Raw genomic sequence first — 17,513 nt, 5'->3', positions numbered from 1 at the left:
GTGATGGCCACCTGCACCCGCAACCCGGGCCACATCTACCCCGACCACAACAAGAGCTGCCCCTGGTGCGCTCAAACGGCAACGGCGGCCACGCAGCAGACGGCGCTGCCACCCATCCCCGCACCACCCGCGATGAAGTCCACCGCACCGCCGAAGGCACCGACACCGCACCCGTTCACGACACAGGCAGCCAAGCGGGCCGCCCAAGCCGCACCGGCTCCCATCCCGTACGTGCCCAAACCAACCCGCAGGTTCGCGAACCGCACCTTCGTCGTCTGGCTCGTCACATCGGTGACAGTCCTGGTCCCGTGGCTCATCGGTTCCAAGATGCTCCGCGACACCCTCTGGAGACCTCAAGGCACCTGGCTCACCAACACCTCAACACGGGAGCCGGGCGACTACTTCACGAACGACTACCTGGCCGGCCTGACGGTAATCACCCTGCTCGCCGCCGTAGTCCTGCTCGTGTCCGGCCTGCGTAACCCCCGCCGACGAGCAGGCAGGCTCATCACCGCAATCGCGCTCGCGGCTCTCGCGACCTTCGCGATCATCCCCGAGGTCGGCCCGCAGTGGCGCGGTGCGGAACTTGCGACCGCCGCACGAAACAACACGACCGTGCGTGACCCGGTCTGCGACGACAGCCCCAACGGTGCGCCGACCGCCGACTTTGTCGGCGACGAAGGCATGGGCCACACGTGGACCGCAGCGTCCTTCGGCCCCCGTTCGTTCGGGAGCTCCGGCCCGTGTACCAGTATCGAAGTCTGGGACGGCATCACCTACGTCGCCACCACGACCACACCCGAGCTCTACCGGAACAGCGTCCACGTCCACCCCGGCGCCACCCCTGCCGACACGTGGGTCTCCTTCGCCGCCCGCGGCCCAGCAACCGACACGTGCAGCGGCCAGCAGTGCCTGACCCAGTACGACATCCTGGGCGCATTCCCGCTGACGTCGACCACCGGGACGCCAGCGTGGACCGTCAACACCAAGCTCACCCCGGAGAACAACTACAGCCAGGACGTCCACATCGCCGGCCGCGGCGCCCTGCTGTTCACGCTCGACCAGCCCGGCCAACCCGCCGGAGCTGTCGCAGCGTTCGTGACGGCAACAGGGCAGCCCGCGTGGCGCGCCAGCTGCCCTGCGGACAACCCCCTCCCCACTGACCTGACGCAGGAGCCCGACGGCGTCATCCGGGTCCGATGCGAAGGGAACCAGCGCCCCTGGTTCATCGTCAACGACGACGGGTCCCTCACCCGTGACGACGCCTACACCGGCTGACGGGCAGAGCCCTCTACGCCGACAGGTCCGGGCGGGTCAGGTCGACCGCGAACGGCCCCGCCACCAGCGGCGAACAGTGCACCAACGCGGAGCGTGGTCCCCACGGCGGATCCATGATCTCCCGCTTGCCCAGAACCGGGACGCTAGCCAGCGAGTGCGAGAACTGCGTCGTCGGACCCGACGAGAACGACCCGACCGTCCGGTTCTGCGCGACGACCGGCACATCACGCGACCCCAGCCTCGAGGCGAAGTACGTCGCGGACTCATCCGACACCGACGGCAGTGCCACGTACGTCGCGCAGTTGTCCAAGATCGTCGCCCGTTCGCTCTTGTCCGCGAACTGCGCCACGTTCTGCGCCGCTAGGACCACCGAGATGCCCGCCGTGCGCGACACCGACAGCAGCTCCTCGAAGTTGACTCGATCAGCCAACCGGGCCGCCTCGTCGACGAAGTAGAACATCCGACGTTCGTGCGCCTGCCCGAACCGGGTGTACATCTGCCGGGTCAGGACCGACAGCATCAACGACGACAGCGCGACGGACGTACGTGACCCGCTCAACGGCGCACCGATCACCAGCAGCGCCGGTGCCGTCGTCAGTTCGGCCAGCGTGATCTCCTGACGGCTCGTGACCGCCCGCACTCCGGCGTGCTCGAAGATGTCCACGGCGTTCACGACACCGCTCATCGCCCGGGGGAAGTCGGCAGCCGGCAGTGTCGCGACCTCCGACAGTCGCCGCTGAACACCGGGGCCGCCGAGCGCGGCGAGGCGCCGCACGAGCGACTGGTCACTCGCTGCCGCGACCAAGGTGCTCACCGACGGCTGCCCGGTGGCGATCACAGCTTCGATCAAGCCGCGCAGGACCCGCTTGTCGCGCTGCGCGAAGAACGGCTGCGGGTCGTTCGGGTTGTCCCGCCCGATGAGTGCCTCTACCGCGGCGACCACACCGTCATCTCCGGGGCCCAGGTCAGCGAGCCAGTTCCACGACGCCGACCTCGAGGGCTGCGTGAAGTCCCACTGCGCGACGTACGCGCCCAGCGGGCCGGTCCGCTGCGCGTACTCGACGACCTTGTCCACGAGGTTGCCCGTCACGTCGATCGCGACCGCGCAGTGCCCGGCGCGCAGCGCGGCAGCGATCCACGGCACGATCAGCGAGCTCGTCTTGCCCGCTCCGGTCGGTCCGATGATCGCGGCGTGCTGCTCGAGCACCCAGCTGTCGATACCCAGGGGTGAGATCGGTCCCCGGTGCGGGTCGATGAGACGCCCCAGCGGGAACGCCCCGTCGACCTTCCGCAACGTCTTCGACGGCACCAGTCCCCGGTAGTCGTACAGCCCACCGGCGTGCGGCGGTGGTGGCGGGTCCCCCGGGCCCAGGACACCGTCACGCGAGACCCGTCCGCCGCGGGTCGCCATCCCCGCCTCGACCTGCCCACCGACCGCACGACCGACCGCGTTCGCCGCCTGTGCTGTGCCGCTGGTCAGCGCCGACAGGATCTTCCACGCCTGCCCCACGACCTACCGTTCCCATCCGTGCTGACGCTCCGGTTCGACCTGGCGGACCCGCTCACCGTCCGGCGAAGGCCGGCGCCCCTGCGTGGCCGCTCGGCGCACGTCATCCAGCGCGCGCTGCTGCTCGACGACCTGCGGTGCCGTCCGCGCGACCTCCGCCTCCAGCTGGGCACTTATCCGGTCCAGAGTCGCAGGGTCCGGCGCGCGCACGTGAACAGGTAGGACCTCAACACCAAGCTGTCGCGCCGCGTCGAACCGGTGCCGGCCGCGGGTCACGACCAGCCCTACGCCGTCCTGAAACTCAGCCTCCAGTCGGGAGTCGGCGCGGGCCGGCGAGTACAGGTGGGCGTACGTCTCACCGATGGCGCGCTCCTGGTCGTTCAACGGCGCGGTTCGCATCTTCTCGAAGTCCGCCGCGGTGAAGCCAGCCGCGAGCCGTTCGTACACGGCGGGGACCTGGGCCACGTACCCGGCCAGCTGGGCAGGGGTCGCCTTGTCCGTAGCAGCGACCCGCTCCCCCCCGAGGGTCAGCGCCGAAGTCGGCACCGCCAGGAACCGACTCGGCCAGCTCACAACAGCTCTTCCCAGCCCCGCGTCTCGGGCACGACCCGGATGTCTTCCGGCTCCTCGTCCGCAGGCGCCTCGGTATGGCCGACCAAGGCCGCCCACGCGGCTTGACCTTCCTCCCACTGGCCCGACACGGCGACGCGCGGGCGCTCAACAGGCATCCCGGACTCGTCCAGCCCGTCGACCCCGACGACCCATGGCTCGGCGCTGAACACCACCGGCGACGGCCAGCCGGCACCGACGGGCTCTACCGCGTACCCCAGAGCGCCCACGACGAGCGTCAGGTCGTCCTCGGCCTGGTCGTCCGCGAGCGTCGGCAGGAGCTCCTCCACGCCGGTCGACGTCAGGACCCCCGTGGCGACGTGGTCCCAGGTAGCTGTGAAGAATGGCTCGAACGGCTCGTACCCTTCCTGGATCCGCAAGATCTTGTACCGCAGCCCGTCCGTGCTCAACGCGAACCGGCGCACCCCGCCGGGCACGTGCTCGACGAGCAGAACATCATCCAGGCCGCCCGCACGGGTCAGGAAGTCGGTCTCGTTCGCGTACTCACCCTTGGTGGGCTTCACCAGCGCACGAGCGTGCCCGTCGATGTCGCAGACCACTGCTCCGTCCCCAACTTGAGCGACGACCGCGCCGTCCGCGCGCAGTACCGCGACCGCCATCGTCGTCGCGAGGGCACCATCGGGCAGCCCGAGCTCGCTTGCCCTCGCCTGGACGGCCGACCGCGCCGCCGCGAACGTCGCACGTACCTGCTCGACGATGGCAACCGGGTCAAGGACCGCAGACGCGAGCGCCGACGCGGCGCCCATCACTGCCCCGCACGCAGCGAACGAGCCCAACGCGGACGTCCCAGTCTGGCTGCCGGCACCGTCAGCGACAGCCGCGACCACGCAGGACCCGTCCGGGGAGACCCAGAAGGCGAACGCATCATCGCCACCACGACCGTCCTTGATGTGCGACGTGCCAGCGACCGACCCGCCAGCGACCCGCCACGTCAACGGCGGCACGACGACGTCAGCCTCACCCATCGTCTCGAACGGCCCTAGACGACCGTGGCCCAGCCGGAGATCGGCGGCAGCGCGATCTGCTCGGTGATCTGCTCGGCTGCGGCGTCGTCTGCCGAGTGGTTACCGGAGCTCGACACCGTCGACAGTGACGCCGACAGCCACAGGAACATCGCGGTGAACGACTCCAGGCCCGCGAGCTTGATCGGCGTCCGCTCCGCGCTCGCGCGAGCGAGCATCGCCCAGTCGACCTGCTCACCGACACCGACCGGGAACACGGTCACCTTCTTGGCCCGCTCGGCCGCGTTCAACCGGGCCAGAGCCACGTCGATCTCGTCGCCAGGGTTCGGTGCCCCGTCGGTCAACAGAAAGAACCACGGCCTGTACGTCTCGATCCCGTCGGCTCGGTACGCCCGTTTGCGGTCCTCGACCTCGTCGAGGGCCACGTTGATTCCCTCGGCCATGTTCGTCGATCCGTCGGCCGTGAACCGGACCGGAGACAGGGCGCGCGCCTCCTGAAACGGGACGAGGATCTCCGCGTGCGTGTTGAAGGTCACCACAGTGATCTCCGCACGCTTGCGAGCGACCGGGTCTTGCTGGACGTTGGTGCGGAACTGCTCGAACCCTGCCTCGAGCGCCTCGATAGGTGCGCCGATCATCGAGTACGACGTGTCGACCACGAGGGCGCACGCCACCCGCGGGTCACGGTTCGCGTTGTTGACGGGAATGCCCAGCTCGTTGGTCGTCACGGCGCGTCGCCCCTCGGTGGTGTGCACGTGGGCCGACGGCCCCGCGCCAACGTACCGTCCGGCTCTGGTCCCTTGTGGGTGAATTGTCCTGGTCAGCCGCTCGGCAAAGGCGTCGCGCGCACCCTGTCCAGCCACACGGTCCTAAGGCGCTCCGCGTCGGCGTACCCCCGGCTGGTGGCGGCTTGGGTGGCCCGGTTGGCGCTGTTTTGAGCCTTGTCCGACATCACAGACGGTCCTGTCCCATGGCGGTGGTCCCATGCCCCTGCCTGTACTAGGGCACCAGTGCGTGGGGGTGTTGCCGCACGAGCGTCGTGGACCCTTGTCCTCGACGCCGGTGAGCTCGTGGGAGCAGCCCGGCTCGGGTCGGGCAGCCGTCCCTGCCACTGGACCGAGTCCTACGTGCACCACCGAGACGAACGCCAACCGCCGGTAGGCGTGTCGGTTGCGCCCCCGCCCTGGGCATACGAGCGCACGCAGGAAGGCGCCGCACCTTCTCCCCCTCAAGGGTCCGCCGGCCGGTGACCGCACTCGTCGAAGTCCCACGCGCGTTTGCCGCGACGCATGAGCTTGTTTCGATGTTCCGCAACCGCACCATCGCGCACTCGCAGTCCGACTTGTCTGGTCACAGGTCCAAGTCCTTGAACAACGATGGCTACTCGATTGCACGCTATCCGATGAGGCGCGACTCACGCATTCTTGGCTGCCTCGATCCGGCGGTCGTGGGGCGAACGCTTTACGCGGTCTGCCGTCCGACAGGACTTCCCCGGCTTGGCGCCGCATCTCGGGCACTCGACGTCCAGCGCAGATCTGCTCATGCGACGGGACGCTAGCTCACCAACGTGAACAATCGTCCAGACGAGTACGTCTCGGATAGACCGCTCCCAGCAGTCCGTCGGGAACGTCGTAGGGGGCCGGCTCAATGGTCAGATTCACGGCTTAGGTAGATCGGTTGGGATACGAGATTCCGCGTTCGCGTGGTCCGTGATTCGAAGGAGTCGGCCGGCATCGCCCGAACTGGCCGCGGGCGGTCGAGGGGGCCGGTCGAGTTCAGCGATCAGTTGGTCCATCAGGCGCGTTCGAATCGGATCGATGACCTCATCGAGTTTGTGCTCGACTGCGTCGACGAGGCCGAGGAAGGCGTGCACATGCTCCGGCGGCATCAGGCTCTGGATACTGGGCCCGACGACGTCGAGCACCTCTTGTGCCCCGGCATCGAGCACGGCGACCGCGTAGGTAACCAGGCTCATCGTCGCAGGGCCGGTGTTGACGCGCGCCCGTTGACAGTGTCAACCATTGAGGAGGCTAGTCGTGCACATTTGCGCAGGTCAGAGCCATGGTGATCGTGGAGGTGGCGGGAATCGAAAGCGATTCGGTGGGTCTCGGCGGACGTGCGCGAACGCCCTACCTGCGTGTTCGCGAACCGCGATCCGTCGCCTCCGGCCGAAATTGAGCCGATCCGTTGACGTGGTCAACGGGAGGGGTCGACTCGGGCACAGTCTGCGAACTGGCGTAAGTCCTGGCCGCCACCGACAGGCTGGTTCAGCCGGCCGCTTCGGACCGCACGCCGTCGTTGCCCGTGCGCGGCTGCTCCGCTCGGCGCCTGGGTGTTCCACTACTCCAGCCCCTGGTGCGCGCACTTCAGCGCACCGGCGCCCGCCATACTCGAGCGGTGAACCCTGACGAGCGGCGATTCGAGCTCATAATGTTGAACGAGTCGGATGACGCCCGCCTATTCGTGGAGTTGTGCAGCCACGCGGCCGACCTGGCGGAGGCCCGCGACTCGCTCGAACTGGCACTGCGGAGCATGCAGGATCCGGACTCGCCGCTTCGGGATGCCGAGCGATCGCTGGGTGGCTAACGCGGCGATGGCCTACTGCCGCACGTTCTTCCCCTCAAGGGTCCGCCGACCGGTGACCACACTCGTCGAGATCCCTCGCGCGTTCGCCCCTACGCATGAGCTTGTGGCAATGTACCGCAACCGCACCATCGCGCACTCGCAGTCCGACCTGTCGGTTACCTACGCGGTCGCCGTACTCGACGCCGAGACACAAGAGGTCCTCGATGTCATGGGGCCCAGTATCAATAGCCCGATGCCGCCGGAGCACGTGCACGCCTTCCTCGGCCTCGTCGACGCACTCGAGCGCGAACTCGACGAGGTCATCGATCCGATTCGAACGCGCCTGATGAATACGCTGGTCGCTGTTGAACACGCCGCCAACCTCGACGGCCCTCGGCCGACAGCTCGGGTGTTGCCGGCCGACGCGTTCGAATCACGGACGACACGAACTCGGCATCCCGTATCTCATCCGATCTACCTCAGCAGTGAATCGGGCCATTGAGCCGGCCCCCTACGACGTTCCCCCACGGACTGCTGAACTGACTCGAGTCACCGGCGGGACAGGACCAGACCTGCACCCGGACTCGGGCAAGGTGACCCCGAGGCGCCGACGACGTCGAAGTCCCGAACCGCCCACCGGTAAAACGCGGTTCCGGGAGCGCCCACGCCGTGAAGGCCTTCCGGATCGCCGCGTTCCTGGGTGCAGTGGACGCGTTCATTTCCAGCTGAAGCTCGCAAGCGACGAAGGCGTGAACGTCGCGCCCATCGTGCTCGGCTCGTTCGCCGGCATCGCCGTGCTCGTCTGGGTGCTGGTGGCAGTGGCCCGCCGCAGGGCGCAGCGGCGCCTGGCCGCCCTCATCGCCCAGCGACCGGGTTGGGACGCCGCGGCATGCATCTCCGCACTACGAGCCGCGGCGCCCGGCCGAAACTCCACCCCGACTCTGCGGACGGCGTCCTCTTGTTCAGTTCAACAGGCATCGAGCTTCTCGGCGGAAGCGGCGCACGCACCCCTACGACCCAGAACTCCCAACGTGTCCCCGACGTCCCGTGCACGAGAATCGCAAGAACGGATGCCCGCGAGCCCGATACCCTCTGGCGCGTGAATGGTGAGTTGGCAAACCTCGTCGCGCTGGCGCTGTACGGCACGGCCTGGCTAGAAGAGTCCAACGCGCCGCCACCAGACCTTGAACACACGAACTCGACGTTTCAGTACGTCAACTCCTTCGATGTGGAGCCTCCCCCGCGCCAATGGCGCCGCGCGGAAGCGTCGATGGACAGCTCCACGTGGCTTCACTGGCTCAACGGGCACGGCGTCGATCGCTTGTGGTTGGTACTCCCCGCTCAAGCGCCCGGACCACTGGCACCCCGGATCAGTGCCGCCTTCTCGAACGGTGGCCAGTGGGCGCTTCTGGCGACTGGGCGCAAGCCCAGCGTCTGGGTGCCGCACTGGGACGTCGGCGACCAACACGCCGCCGACGACCGCATATGGAAAGTGCGACTCGTCGGCGCCTGGGCAGACGGCGTGACACCACAGCAGCCCTCGATCGGTTCCACCCTTGTGGGGCTAACCACCGCTCTGGAGCAGGCGGCATCGCTGGCACGTGAGCAGGGCCTTGATTTCTGGGCCGCTCGGTTCGCAGACGCGATTGAACGGGCCGGGGCAGACGAACCCGATATTCCGTACCACCCCGACTTGGCGCCACGTCCGCCGGTCACGCGGGCGGCCAGCCAACTTCTCGCGGCAGCGGCGGAGTCCATGGTCTTCGGCGGGATGGGATCTTGGAACGACGTCTGGCTGGAGGACGTCGGCGCTCGGACCCGCTACGAAACCGTCTCGAGCGAGCTGTACCAATCTGTGCTCAACGCCTTCGTGGCAGCGACAAACGGCCCCTTCGAGAGGGCCGGGTCAGGTTCGACCTGCAGCCCTGAACGCAGCTGAGACCCGGTCATCGACTGGGGAGGGCGCTATCGCGGGCGATCAGGCGATCGTCCCGCGTAGATCAAACTGCGTCGCCCTGCGGTGTTGACTCGCGCCGTTGACGGCGTCAACCATTTGCGGCCGGTTATGCGCATTTACGCAGGTCAGAGCCATGGCACTCGTGGAGGTGGCGGGAATCGAACCCGCGTCCGGTGACGCAGTACCAGGGATTCTCCGGGTGCAGCCTGCTGTGATTTTCTCGGCCCCCACGCTCACACAGGCATGTACGTGGACGGGCTCAGTCGGCTAAAAGTCCCGGAAATCCCACCGGCGAGGATTTCCAGCAGTGGCTCTCTAGATGACGCTGGTTACTGAGTCGAGAGCGTACTCAGGCCAACGGACTTCGGGGCTCGCTCAGGCGGCGAGGGCGAAGTCGGTGCGGTTTGTATTGGCACCTATGGTTTTGCACGGAGCGTTGACGAGATAACCGTGCGTCCTCGACCCGCTTCTCCTGGTTCGACGATCACCGTCGAAACCGATCACCCCCATGTTCAGTTATCAAGCGCCGCCCGAGGGCGACAACCCCCAGCCTACTGCCCCAGGAGGCCGGAGGTCGCGCACATACCCGCTCAGGCGGCCGGGCCCTCGATCAGGGTGACCGTGGCGGAGTGGGACGTTCCATCCACAGACGTCCAGGTCAGTGCGAGGTCGTCGCCCGAGTTGTGGGCGGCGATCGCGGCGGACAACGCAGAGGACGTCGACAGAGCCGTGCCGTCGACCGATGTGATCGTGTCGCCGGCGGTCAGGCCTGCGGACGCGGCGGGAGTGCCGTCGACCACGCCGGCCAGGGTCGAGGAGCCGTCCTGCGAGAGGGACACGCCCAGGAACGGTGGGTAGCCCAGGACGATGTCGGCGTTGTCGACGCCCTGCTCGATCTGGATGGCGACGGCCAGGGCGTCCTCGATGCTGATCGCGTAGGCCACCACCGAACTAGACCCCGACGAGGCCGCCGTGGTCATGCCGACCACCTCGCCCTCGTCGTCCACCAGGGCCCCCCCAGAGTCCCCGCCGACGACGGCCGCAGAGAACTGGATGAGACCGGTGAGTGTCTCGGGGTCGGAGCCGGACGAGTCGGAGGCGGTCATCGTCTGGTCGGTGGCCAGGACCGAGCCTGCGGCGGCCACCAGAGTGCCGGTGCCCTGTGCGTTGCCGATCGCGGTCACCGCGTCCCCAGAGACAACGCCGGTGTCGTCGTCCAGCGCAACCGGCGTCAGGCCGCTGGCGTCGACGAGCTGCAGGACGGCGACGTCGTGGGTGGCGTCGGTCCCGACGACCTTCGCGACGTACGTCTGGCCCGTCGACTCGTCGGTGACCTGGATGGACGTCGAGCCCTCGACCACGTGGTTGTTGGTGAGGATCAGGCCGTCCGACGTGAGGATCATGCCGGTGCCGGCGGCCTGTGCGCCCTGGTAGCCCAGGACCGTGGTGATCGTGACGATGCCGACCTGCTGGTCTGCCGTCGCCGCGACCGCGGGATCCTGAGCCGTGGCAGTCGAGCCAGAGGTGCGCGGGTCGTACCCCGGCGGATAGAACGATGTCCCCTCATACGAGGCGCCTGCGGCGGCGGGGGTCGCGCTGGAATTGCGCCCGTCCAGGGTGTAGGCCGTGCCCGCGCCGGCGGCGAGGCCGAGCACGAGGGTGCCGCCCGCGAGGCCCAGGAGCAGGCGGTGGCGACGAAGGCCGGTCGACGTGGTGGCGGCAGGAGCCCCTGCGGCGGCGGTCGTGATCTCGTCCATGGTCCTGGCCCTCCCGAACGCCACCTCGGTGGTGGCTACTGAGAACAGGAAACCGGGCAAAGCGGGGAGGGCCTTGGACTCCACCCGTGAGCAACCTGTGGACCTCAGCGCGCCCAGTGCGGGTCGCGGCCGAGGTAGCGCAGGAGCTCGTCGGCGGCGCCGCCGTCAGACCCGGGCACGATTGCGGCGTAGGCGCCCCACTGGCGCAGCGGCTCGACGAGGGCGTGCGCCGTCGGCAGGATCAGCGCGGCGAGGTCGTCGTCGAGCGGCGAGTCCTGACCGGTCGCCATCGCGATGTCCCACGCGTGCACGGCGGCATCCAGGGCGGCGGCGCCAGCGGCGGTCTGCGCCGGCAGGACGCCCTGCGGCAGCGGCGTCGGGGCCTCACCGTCCGGGTTCACGTCGGCGTAGGCGCGACCGCTGGCCTCCAGGGCCGGGCCGACGAGCTCGAGCGGCGAGACGTCGAGCACCCCGTCAGGAGCGAACGGGTCCCCCACCGGGCCGTCGGCACCCGTGAGGAAGTACGCGTACGCGCGCTGGTCCCCCGCCGCGTGCTGGAGCACCTGCGCCACGGTCCACTGCTCGCACGGGGTGGTGCGCGTCAGGTCGGAGACGGAGACCGCCGAGGCGACGGTGCGCAGGGCGGCGTGCGCGCGGTCGAGGACGTCGAAGCCGGTGCTCATGGGAAGACCTCCAGATCGGGAACGGAATACTTCATTCCGTTCTAGCTCAACGGTAGCGGAATGATCCGTTCCGTTCAAGTGCTAGCCTCGAGAACGTGGAGGCACTCAGCGGACGACGAGGGCAGGCGGCCCGCAACGACGTCACGATCCTCGACGCGGCCCGCGCCGTCCTGACGGCCGACCCCACCGCTCCCGTCTCCGCGGTCGCGCAGGCCGCCGGCGTCGGCATCAGCGCGCTCTACCGCCGCTACCCCAGCAAGGAGGCGCTTCTCGCGCAGCTGTGCCTCGACGGGCTGCGCGAGTACCTCGCGATCGCCGACGAGGCCCAACAACGGCCCGATCCGTGGGACGCGTTCGCCACCTTCGTGCGCGGCATCGTCGCCGCCGACGTGCACGGGCTGACCGTGCACCTCGCGGGGAGCTTCGTGCCGTCCGACGAGCACCGCCGGCTGGCCGCGGAGTCGAGCCGACGAGCCGTCGAGATCCTGACGACGGCCCAGAACGAGCGCGTCGTCCGCGACGACCTCGAGCCGGAGGACCTCCCGATGATCTGGGAGCAGCTGACCGCCATCCGGCTCGGGGACGCCGAGCGCACGGCCGCGCTTCGTCGTCGCTACGTCGAGCTCCAGCTGCAGGGGCTACGGCCCAGCCACGACAGGCTCCCGGAGCAGCCGCCGACACCCGAGGAGCTCGGCGCGCGCTGGGTGCCGCGTCAGCCCGCCGAGAGCACGTCGGCCAGGTCGTAGCTGACCGGCTCCTCGAGCTGCGCGTAGGTGCACGACGACGGGTCGCGGTCCGGGCGCCAGCGACGGAACTGGGCGGTGTGCCGGAACCGCTCCCCCTCCATGTGGTCGTAGGCGACCTCGACCACCAGCGACGGCTCCAGCGGCACGAACGACAGGTCCTTGCCCCGCGACCATCGGCTGCCCTCGGCCTCGCGTGGCGTCCGCCCCTCCGAGGCGTAGTTCCACGGGTGGCCGTCCAGCGACGTGACCAGCGGCGCCAGCTCGGTCACCAGCTCCTTGCGACGGGCCATCGGGAACGACGCCGCCACCCCCACCGACGCCAGCACACCCTCGGACGTGTACAGCCCCAGCAGCAGCGACCCCACCGCGTCCGGCCCGGACGCGTGCGGCCGGTAGCCGGCGACGACGCAGTCGGCGGTCCGCTCGTGCTTGATCTTCTGCATGGTCCGCTTGCCGGGCTCGTACAGGCCCGCAGGATCCTTCGCGACGATCCCGTCCAGCCCCGCGCCCTCGAACTGCGAGAACCACCGCTGCGCCACGTCGAGGTCGGACGTCTGGGCGGTCACAGAGACCGGACCAGAGCCCCTGACGATCGTCTCCAACCGCGCCCTGCGTTCCGCGAATGGCAGGCCCGTCAGGTCCTCGTCGTCGAGGGCGAGAAGGTCGAAGATGACCAGCCGGGCGGGCGTCTCGACGGACAGCAGCCGCACCCGCGACTCGGCGGGGTGCACCCGCTGCAGCAGCGCCTCGAAGTCCAGCCCGGTGTGCGACGACGACGGCACGATGATCTCGCCATCGACCACGCATCGCGATGGCAGGTGCTCCAGCACCGCCGCGACGACCTCCGGGAAGTACCGCTGCATCGGCTTGGTGTTCCGCGACCCGATCTCCACGGAGTCCCCGTCGCGGAACACGATCGCCCGGAACCCGTCCCACTTGGGCTCGTAGAGCTTCCCCGCGGGGATCGTCGGGACGGACTTGGCGAGCATGGGATCCACGGGCGGCATCACCGGAAGCGTCATGACACCAAGTCTTACCAGCCCCCACCCCCACCGCCGCCGACGCCGCCCCCGGAGAACCCGCCGCTGAACCCGGAGCCGCCGGACGAGCCGGGCGTGGGAGCGGAGATGGACTCGGTGGCGATGCTGGAGAAGCGGTCGAGCGACGAGGCGAAGGCCGAGGCCCAGTAGATGTTGGCGCCCGGGTAGTAGCCGCCCACGTACCAGCCCGGCTGCGGGACGGCGCGACCCTGCGCGGCGAGCTCGCTGAACACGCGGGCCCAGCGGTCGGCGAGGCCGAAGACGATCGCGTACGGGAGGTACCGGCTGAAGATGTCCTCGCCCTCCTCGAACTTCAGCTGGTTGGCCTCGGCGGTGGCCAGGTACCGGCGGAAGCCCATCGACTGCGCGAGGGCGGCGGTGCCGTCGGCGGTGCGCGCGGGGGCGGCGTTGGACATCGTGAACACCGCGATCCCGATGATCCCGATCGCGATGGGGATCAGCAGGCTGCCGCGGACGTCGGAGAGCACGTTGAACGCGATGAAGCCCAGGATGCCGGCGACGACGATCAGGCCGATGCCCGCCGCCTTCCAGGCGGACCGCACCGACTTCGGGTTGGCGCGGAACCAGCCGCGCGACGTGACCTCGTCGTAGAGCCCGGTCTGCACCTTGGCCATCGACGCGGCGAACGTGGTGCGCAGCTCCGACAGCTGCACCGACGTGCGGCCGGAGAAGATCTCCATGAGCAGCGTGTCCTCGAACGGCAGCAGCGTGCCGTCGCGGTTCTTGAGCTGCACCAGGGTCCAGTCCTTGGCCTTCTTGTTCGGGTTGGACCGCGGCACCTCCTCGATGCGCAGCCACCCCCGCACGGCCAGGTCGACGAGCGTCGCGGTGACGTCGACGGGGTCGGCCTTCTCGTCGATGAGCGTGCCCATCTCGCCGGGCACCATCCCGGTGGGCGGCTGGAACTGCACCGACACCGGCCCGCGCTTGTCGCGGAAGCCGGTGTTGCCGGGCTGCCCGTCGGCGGGGCGCAGGCCGGGCGTGAGGCCGAGATACGCGATGTCCCGGCCGGACCGGCGGACTCGTCGGACCGCCAGGAACGTGCCGGCCACGAGCACGACGAGGGCCGCGATACCCAGCGGCGAGACGGGCTGGACCTGCGCGAGCGGGTCGGGCTTCGCGACGAGGATCGGCTCCACCCCGGGGAACGTCCCGCCCGGCCAGCCGGTGACGGTGGTGAGCGGGTCGCCCGGCGACAGGAGGTCCTGCGTGTAGGACGCAGTGTCACCCGTGGCGGCCGCGGACGTGCACGACGTCGTGGAGCCCTCGGGGCCCGCGAAGCAGACCGCGCCCTGGACCGCGGCGGGGCCGGTGACCTCGGCGGTGATCGCACCGACCGGCACCTCGAAGCCGACGCCGATGACGTTCCAGTACAGCTCGTCGCCGGAGTGCTGGGCGTTCGCCGGGTTGAGCCAGCCGTCCACGGTGTACGACACGTGGTAGGTCTGCACGCCGGAGACGTTGTCGATTCCCGGGTCACCGATGCGCAGGATCAGCGCCGTGTCGGTGTTCTCCTGGTTGACCTGCGCCGGCGCACCCGTCGAGCTCGACGCCGAGATGTCGGAGTAGTGGAACTCCCGGTCGTGCTGGTCGTCGTAGTAGACGCGCGTCGGGTAGGTCAGGTACGGGCCGTGCCCGGGGTCGTCACCGAAGTCGAAGTCGAAGTCGATGTCCACGCGCGCGACGCCGTCGGCCCCGAGGACCGTCGTGACGTCGTACCGCGTGATCTCCCGGCCGGAGGTCTGGTCGACGGCGGCGAACGCCGGCGCCCCCACGGAGAGCAGAAGACCGAGGGCCAGCAGGATGCCGGCGAGACGCGCCCTCACAGGTCACGCTTCTCGCGGATGGCCCGCGTCGCCTCCATGTTGTCCTGCCTCTCCCGCAGCGCCTGGCGCTTGTCGTACTCGCGCTTGCCGCGCGCCAGGGCGATCTCCACCTTGGCGCGTCCATCGAGAAAGTACAGGGACAGCGGGATGATCGTCTGCCCCTTCTCGCGCGTCTTGGACTCGAGGCGGTCGATCTCGTCGCGGTGCAGCAGGAGCTTCCGCTTGCGACGAGGCGCGTGGTTGGTCCAGGTGCCCTGGCTGTACTCGGGGATGTGCACGCCCTCGAGCCACAGCTCGTGGTTGGTCACCTCGCACCAGCCGTCGACGAGGGAAGCGCGGCCCATGCGCAGCGCCTTGACCTCGGTGCCCGCGAGCACCAGCCCGGCCTCGAACACGTCCTCGATGACGTAGTCGTGGCGGGCCTTGCGGTTCGAGGCGATCAGCTTGCGCCCGGACTCCTTGGCCACCGTCGTCGAACCCCGTTCCCTGTCTTGGTCGCGCGCACCTGGTGTGCCGCCGACCGAGCCTACCTGGGCGTGGCCAACGGTTTGAGGTGGCCCCACAGTGTCGCGACGCCGATCGACGCCCCCAGGAGCACCGCGCTGCCGACGACGTCGAGCACGTAGTGGTTGCCCGTGGTGAGCACGACCGCGGTCATGACGAGCGGGAACAGCCACGCCAGCAGCGCCAGCCGCGGGTGGGCAGGCCGCAGCGCGAGCCAGACCGCGTATGCGCACCACGCGGACAGCGCCACGTGGTTGCTGGGCATGGCCGTGTAGCCGTGCGGGTCGGCGCCGTCGACGATGTCGTGCTCCGCGACGATGTCGACCACACCCGGCTGCGCGAACCGCGGCGGCGACATGGGCATCGCCCAGTACACGGGCAGGATGAGGACGAGCATCGCGACGAGGGTCCGACGAACGACGAGGTAGACCTCGGCGTGCCGCACGTACACCCACACCAGCGTCCCGACGACGGCCAGGTAGTACGAGCGGTAGACGAGCACCGCGAGCGTGATCAGCACCGGCTGCCCGGCCAGCCACCCGTTGAGCGACAGCTCGATGTCCAGACCGAGCGCGCGCTCGATCGCGTGCAGAGTCAACGCGTGCGTCTCGGCGGCGGAGATGTCGTGGCCCGCCGCGGCGTGCAGGCGCACGAAGACGAGGAAGACGAGCAGCAGGAAGACCAGCTCGACGAGCACGGCGGGACGGGCGCGCGGCGTGGCCACGCGGGCCACGGTAACGGTCAGAGGCCGAGCAGCGGCCGCGGGTTCGTCGTCGCGCCGTTGACGTACACCTCGAAGTGCAGGTGGCACGCGGCCGACGTCCCGGTGTTGCCCGACCGCCCGATCAGCTGGCCCTGCTCGACGTGCTGGCCGGCGCTCACCGCGAAGCTCGTGAGGTGGTTGTACGACGCCGACAGCGCGTTCCCGTTGACGAAGCCGCTGTCGATCATGACCTGGTTGCCGAACCCGAAGCGCTGCTTGGCCCAGGTGACCGTGCCGGCGCGGCCCGCGTAGATCGGCGTGTTGCAGTAGGTGCGCAGGTCGATGCCGGCGTGCAGCCGCACGTAGTGCAGCGTCGGGTGCATGCGCATGCCGTACTCGGAGGTCACGTAGATCGGGTTGACGCTCGTCGGGTTGGCGAACAGCGCCCGGCCGATCGGTCCGGCCGGCCCGTGCGGGTTGCCGGCGGCCGCGTCCCGGGCCTTCTGCGCCTCGATCGCCGCGACGAGCTCGTTCTGCACGGCCGCTGCCTCGGCGTCCGCGGCGGCGAGCTGGGCCTCGAGGGAGGCCTTCTGCGCGTCGAGCTGCGCCTGCTGGGCGACCTGCTGGGCCAGGAGGTCGTCGAGGGACTTCTTCGCGGCCGTCGCGGCTGCCTTGGCCTGGTCGGCCTCGACCACCTTCTGGTCGGCGTCCGCCTTCAGCTCGGTGATCTTGTCGCCCACGGCGGTCAGGCGCGCCTCGGCGTTCTTGTTCAGCGCGTCGGTCGCCTTGAGGGCGTCGAGGATCTGCGACTGCGTCCGCAGCGCCGTGGACAGCAGGCCGTACCGCTGGACGAAGTCGTCGGTGCTCTGCGAGTCCAGGATCACGTCGAAGCCCGAGACGCTCCCGCCGCCGCCCTTGTAGGCCTCGCGAGCCATCTGCCCGATCGCCGCACGCATCGCGTCCGCGTTCGCTGCGTCCGTCGCGATCGTCGTCGTGATCGTCGCCTGCTGGTCCTTCGCGTCGGCCAGGCGGGCCGCGATGATCGCCGCCTCGCGCTGCGCCTTCTCGAGCGCGGCCTGGGCGGCGTCGACCGCGGCCTGCGCGGGCACGATCTTGGCCTGGGTGTCGGCGAGCTGCAGCGCGAGCGCCTGCAGGCTGGCGTCGGCGCCCTCCATCGCGGCCTCGAGGTCGTCGCGCGCCTTGGCCACGGCGGCCTTGTGGGCCTCGGCGGCCTTGCGACGGTCGTCGATGCTGTCCGCCGACGCGGGGCTCGAGACGAGCGCGCCGATCAGCAGGGCGAGGATCGTCAGGATCGCGAGCCGCTTCGTCCTCAT

The 17,513-nt window shown here is 69.5% G+C and carries 17 protein-coding genes and 1 other RNA gene; 4 read left to right on the top strand and 14 right to left on the bottom strand.

Annotated features, from left to right (window positions below):
• Positions 1-3: 3 nt before the first annotated feature.
• The gene (locus AC1DUE_RS07090) at positions 4-1,278 is read left to right on the top strand and encodes a hypothetical protein (RefSeq protein WP_477038697.1); all 1,275 of its coding nucleotides are present in this window, start codon (positions 4-6) and stop codon (positions 1,276-1,278) included.
• 13 nt (positions 1,279-1,291) lie between these two features.
• On the opposite strand, the gene AC1DUE_RS07085 is transcribed toward AC1DUE_RS07090, so the two are convergent.
• The 6 genes from AC1DUE_RS07085 to AC1DUE_RS07060 form a co-directional block, all read right to left on the bottom strand.
• Positions 1,292-2,788, bottom strand: a complete 1,497-nt coding sequence (locus AC1DUE_RS07085; protein ID WP_477038696.1) for a type IV secretory system conjugative DNA transfer family protein — start codon at positions 2,786-2,788, stop codon at positions 1,292-1,294.
• A gap of 3 nt (positions 2,789-2,791) precedes the next feature.
• On the bottom strand, positions 2,792-3,232 hold the full coding sequence (locus AC1DUE_RS07080; protein ID WP_477038695.1) for a hypothetical protein: 441 nt from the start codon (positions 3,230-3,232) through the stop codon (positions 2,792-2,794).
• Between the two features lie 122 nt (positions 3,233-3,354).
• Complete coding sequence (locus AC1DUE_RS07075) at positions 3,355-4,380, bottom strand: PP2C family serine/threonine-protein phosphatase (protein WP_477038694.1); 1,026 nt, start codon at positions 4,378-4,380, stop codon at positions 3,355-3,357.
• Positions 4,381-4,394: 14 nt separating this feature from the next.
• Positions 4,395-5,105, bottom strand: a complete 711-nt coding sequence (locus AC1DUE_RS07070; RefSeq protein WP_477038693.1) for a vWA domain-containing protein — start codon at positions 5,103-5,105, stop codon at positions 4,395-4,397.
• A gap of 686 nt (positions 5,106-5,791) precedes the next feature.
• Positions 5,792-5,920 (bottom strand): zinc finger domain-containing protein, encoded by a 129-nt coding sequence (locus tag AC1DUE_RS07065; RefSeq protein ID WP_477038692.1) that lies wholly within the window; start codon positions 5,918-5,920, stop codon positions 5,792-5,794.
• A gap of 114 nt (positions 5,921-6,034) precedes the next feature.
• The gene (locus AC1DUE_RS07060; RefSeq protein WP_477038691.1) at positions 6,035-6,352 is read right to left on the bottom strand and encodes a hypothetical protein; all 318 of its coding nucleotides are present in this window, start codon (positions 6,350-6,352) and stop codon (positions 6,035-6,037) included.
• Positions 6,353-7,015: 663 nt separating this feature from the next.
• On the opposite strand from AC1DUE_RS07060, the gene AC1DUE_RS07055 reads away from it, so the two are divergent.
• Both AC1DUE_RS07055 and AC1DUE_RS07050 read left to right on the top strand, forming a co-directional pair.
• Entirely contained in the window at positions 7,016-7,444 is a 429-nt protein-coding gene (locus tag AC1DUE_RS07055) for a hypothetical protein (RefSeq protein WP_477038690.1), read from the top strand.
• Positions 7,445-8,041: 597 nt separating this feature from the next.
• Positions 8,042-8,881 carry a hypothetical protein gene (locus AC1DUE_RS07050; RefSeq protein WP_477038689.1) on the top strand — a complete coding sequence of 280 codons (840 nt, stop codon included), beginning with the start codon at positions 8,042-8,044 and terminating at the stop codon, positions 8,879-8,881.
• Between the two features lie 158 nt (positions 8,882-9,039).
• Here the strand turns inward: AC1DUE_RS07050 and ssrA are convergent.
• The 3 genes from ssrA to AC1DUE_RS07035 all read right to left on the bottom strand — a co-directional run bounded on the left by ssrA (position 9,040) and on the right by AC1DUE_RS07035 (position 11,339).
• Positions 9,040-9,407: a transfer-messenger RNA gene (gene ssrA, locus AC1DUE_RS07045) on the bottom strand.
• 82 nt (positions 9,408-9,489) lie between these two features.
• Positions 9,490-10,656: a S1C family serine protease gene (locus AC1DUE_RS07040; RefSeq protein ID WP_477038688.1), complete on the bottom strand. Its 1,167-nt coding sequence runs from the start codon at positions 10,654-10,656 to the stop codon at positions 9,490-9,492.
• Positions 10,657-10,760: 104 nt separating this feature from the next.
• The gene (locus AC1DUE_RS07035; RefSeq protein WP_477038687.1) at positions 10,761-11,339 is read right to left on the bottom strand and encodes a TIGR03086 family metal-binding protein; all 579 of its coding nucleotides are present in this window, start codon (positions 11,337-11,339) and stop codon (positions 10,761-10,763) included.
• Positions 11,340-11,434: 95 nt separating this feature from the next.
• Between AC1DUE_RS07035 and AC1DUE_RS07030 the strand changes: the two genes are divergently transcribed.
• Positions 11,435-12,085 carry a TetR/AcrR family transcriptional regulator gene (locus AC1DUE_RS07030; protein ID WP_477038686.1) on the top strand — a complete coding sequence of 217 codons (651 nt, stop codon included), beginning with the start codon at positions 11,435-11,437 and terminating at the stop codon, positions 12,083-12,085.
• Here AC1DUE_RS07030 and AC1DUE_RS07025 read toward each other — a convergent pair.
• The 5 genes from AC1DUE_RS07025 to AC1DUE_RS07005 are packed head-to-tail and all read right to left on the bottom strand — an operon-like array spanning position 12,052 to position 17,513.
• Positions 12,052-13,107 carry an ATP-dependent DNA ligase gene (locus tag AC1DUE_RS07025; protein ID WP_477038685.1) on the bottom strand — a complete coding sequence of 352 codons (1,056 nt, stop codon included), beginning with the start codon at positions 13,105-13,107 and terminating at the stop codon, positions 12,052-12,054. The two genes, AC1DUE_RS07030 and AC1DUE_RS07025, sit on opposite strands and share 34 nt — an antisense overlap.
• A gap of 11 nt (positions 13,108-13,118) precedes the next feature.
• Positions 13,119-14,972 (bottom strand): DUF2207 domain-containing protein, encoded by a 1,854-nt coding sequence (locus tag AC1DUE_RS07020; RefSeq protein WP_477038684.1) that lies wholly within the window; start codon positions 14,970-14,972, stop codon positions 13,119-13,121.
• Positions 14,969-15,439 (bottom strand): SsrA-binding protein SmpB, encoded by a 471-nt coding sequence (smpB, locus tag AC1DUE_RS07015; protein WP_028047638.1) that lies wholly within the window; start codon positions 15,437-15,439, stop codon positions 14,969-14,971. Before smpB ends, AC1DUE_RS07020 begins: the two co-directional genes overlap by 4 nt.
• Before the next feature lie 59 nt (positions 15,440-15,498).
• Complete coding sequence (locus AC1DUE_RS07010) at positions 15,499-16,200, bottom strand: phosphatase PAP2 family protein (RefSeq protein ID WP_477038683.1); 702 nt, start codon at positions 16,198-16,200, stop codon at positions 15,499-15,501.
• A 17-nt stretch (positions 16,201-16,217) separates the two neighbouring features.
• A complete protein-coding gene (locus tag AC1DUE_RS07005; RefSeq protein WP_477038682.1) occupies positions 16,218-17,513 on the bottom strand; it encodes a peptidoglycan DD-metalloendopeptidase family protein in 1,296 nt (431 codons plus the stop codon).

This window comes from Cellulomonas sp. P4_A2 (genome assembly GCF_056402515.1).
The sequence above is the reverse complement of the archived record's forward strand: the minus strand, read 5'-3'. Positions and strand labels throughout refer to the sequence as shown.

Excerpts from the sequence above, each read along its gene's own strand:
- AC1DUE_RS07090 (WP_477038697.1), top strand. The coding sequence starts at position 4 with ATGGCCACCTGCACCCGCAACCCGGGCCACATCTACCCCGACCACAAC.
- AC1DUE_RS07075 (WP_477038694.1), bottom strand. The coding sequence starts at position 4,380 with ATGGGTGAGGCTGACGTCGTCGTGCCGCCGTTGACGTGGCGGGTCGCT.
- AC1DUE_RS07065 (WP_477038692.1), bottom strand. The coding sequence starts at position 5,920 with ATGAGCAGATCTGCGCTGGACGTCGAGTGCCCGAGATGCGGCGCCAAG.
- AC1DUE_RS07060 (WP_477038691.1), bottom strand. The coding sequence starts at position 6,352 with ATGAGCCTGGTTACCTACGCGGTCGCCGTGCTCGATGCCGGGGCACAA.
- AC1DUE_RS07040 (WP_477038688.1), bottom strand. The coding sequence starts at position 10,656 with ATGGACGAGATCACGACCGCCGCCGCAGGGGCTCCTGCCGCCACCACG.
- AC1DUE_RS07035 (WP_477038687.1), bottom strand. The coding sequence starts at position 11,339 with ATGAGCACCGGCTTCGACGTCCTCGACCGCGCGCACGCCGCCCTGCGC.
- AC1DUE_RS07025 (WP_477038685.1), bottom strand. The coding sequence starts at position 13,107 with ATGACGCTTCCGGTGATGCCGCCCGTGGATCCCATGCTCGCCAAGTCC.
- AC1DUE_RS07005 (WP_477038682.1), bottom strand. The coding sequence starts at position 17,513 with ATGAGGACGAAGCGGCTCGCGATCCTGACGATCCTCGCCCTGCTGATC.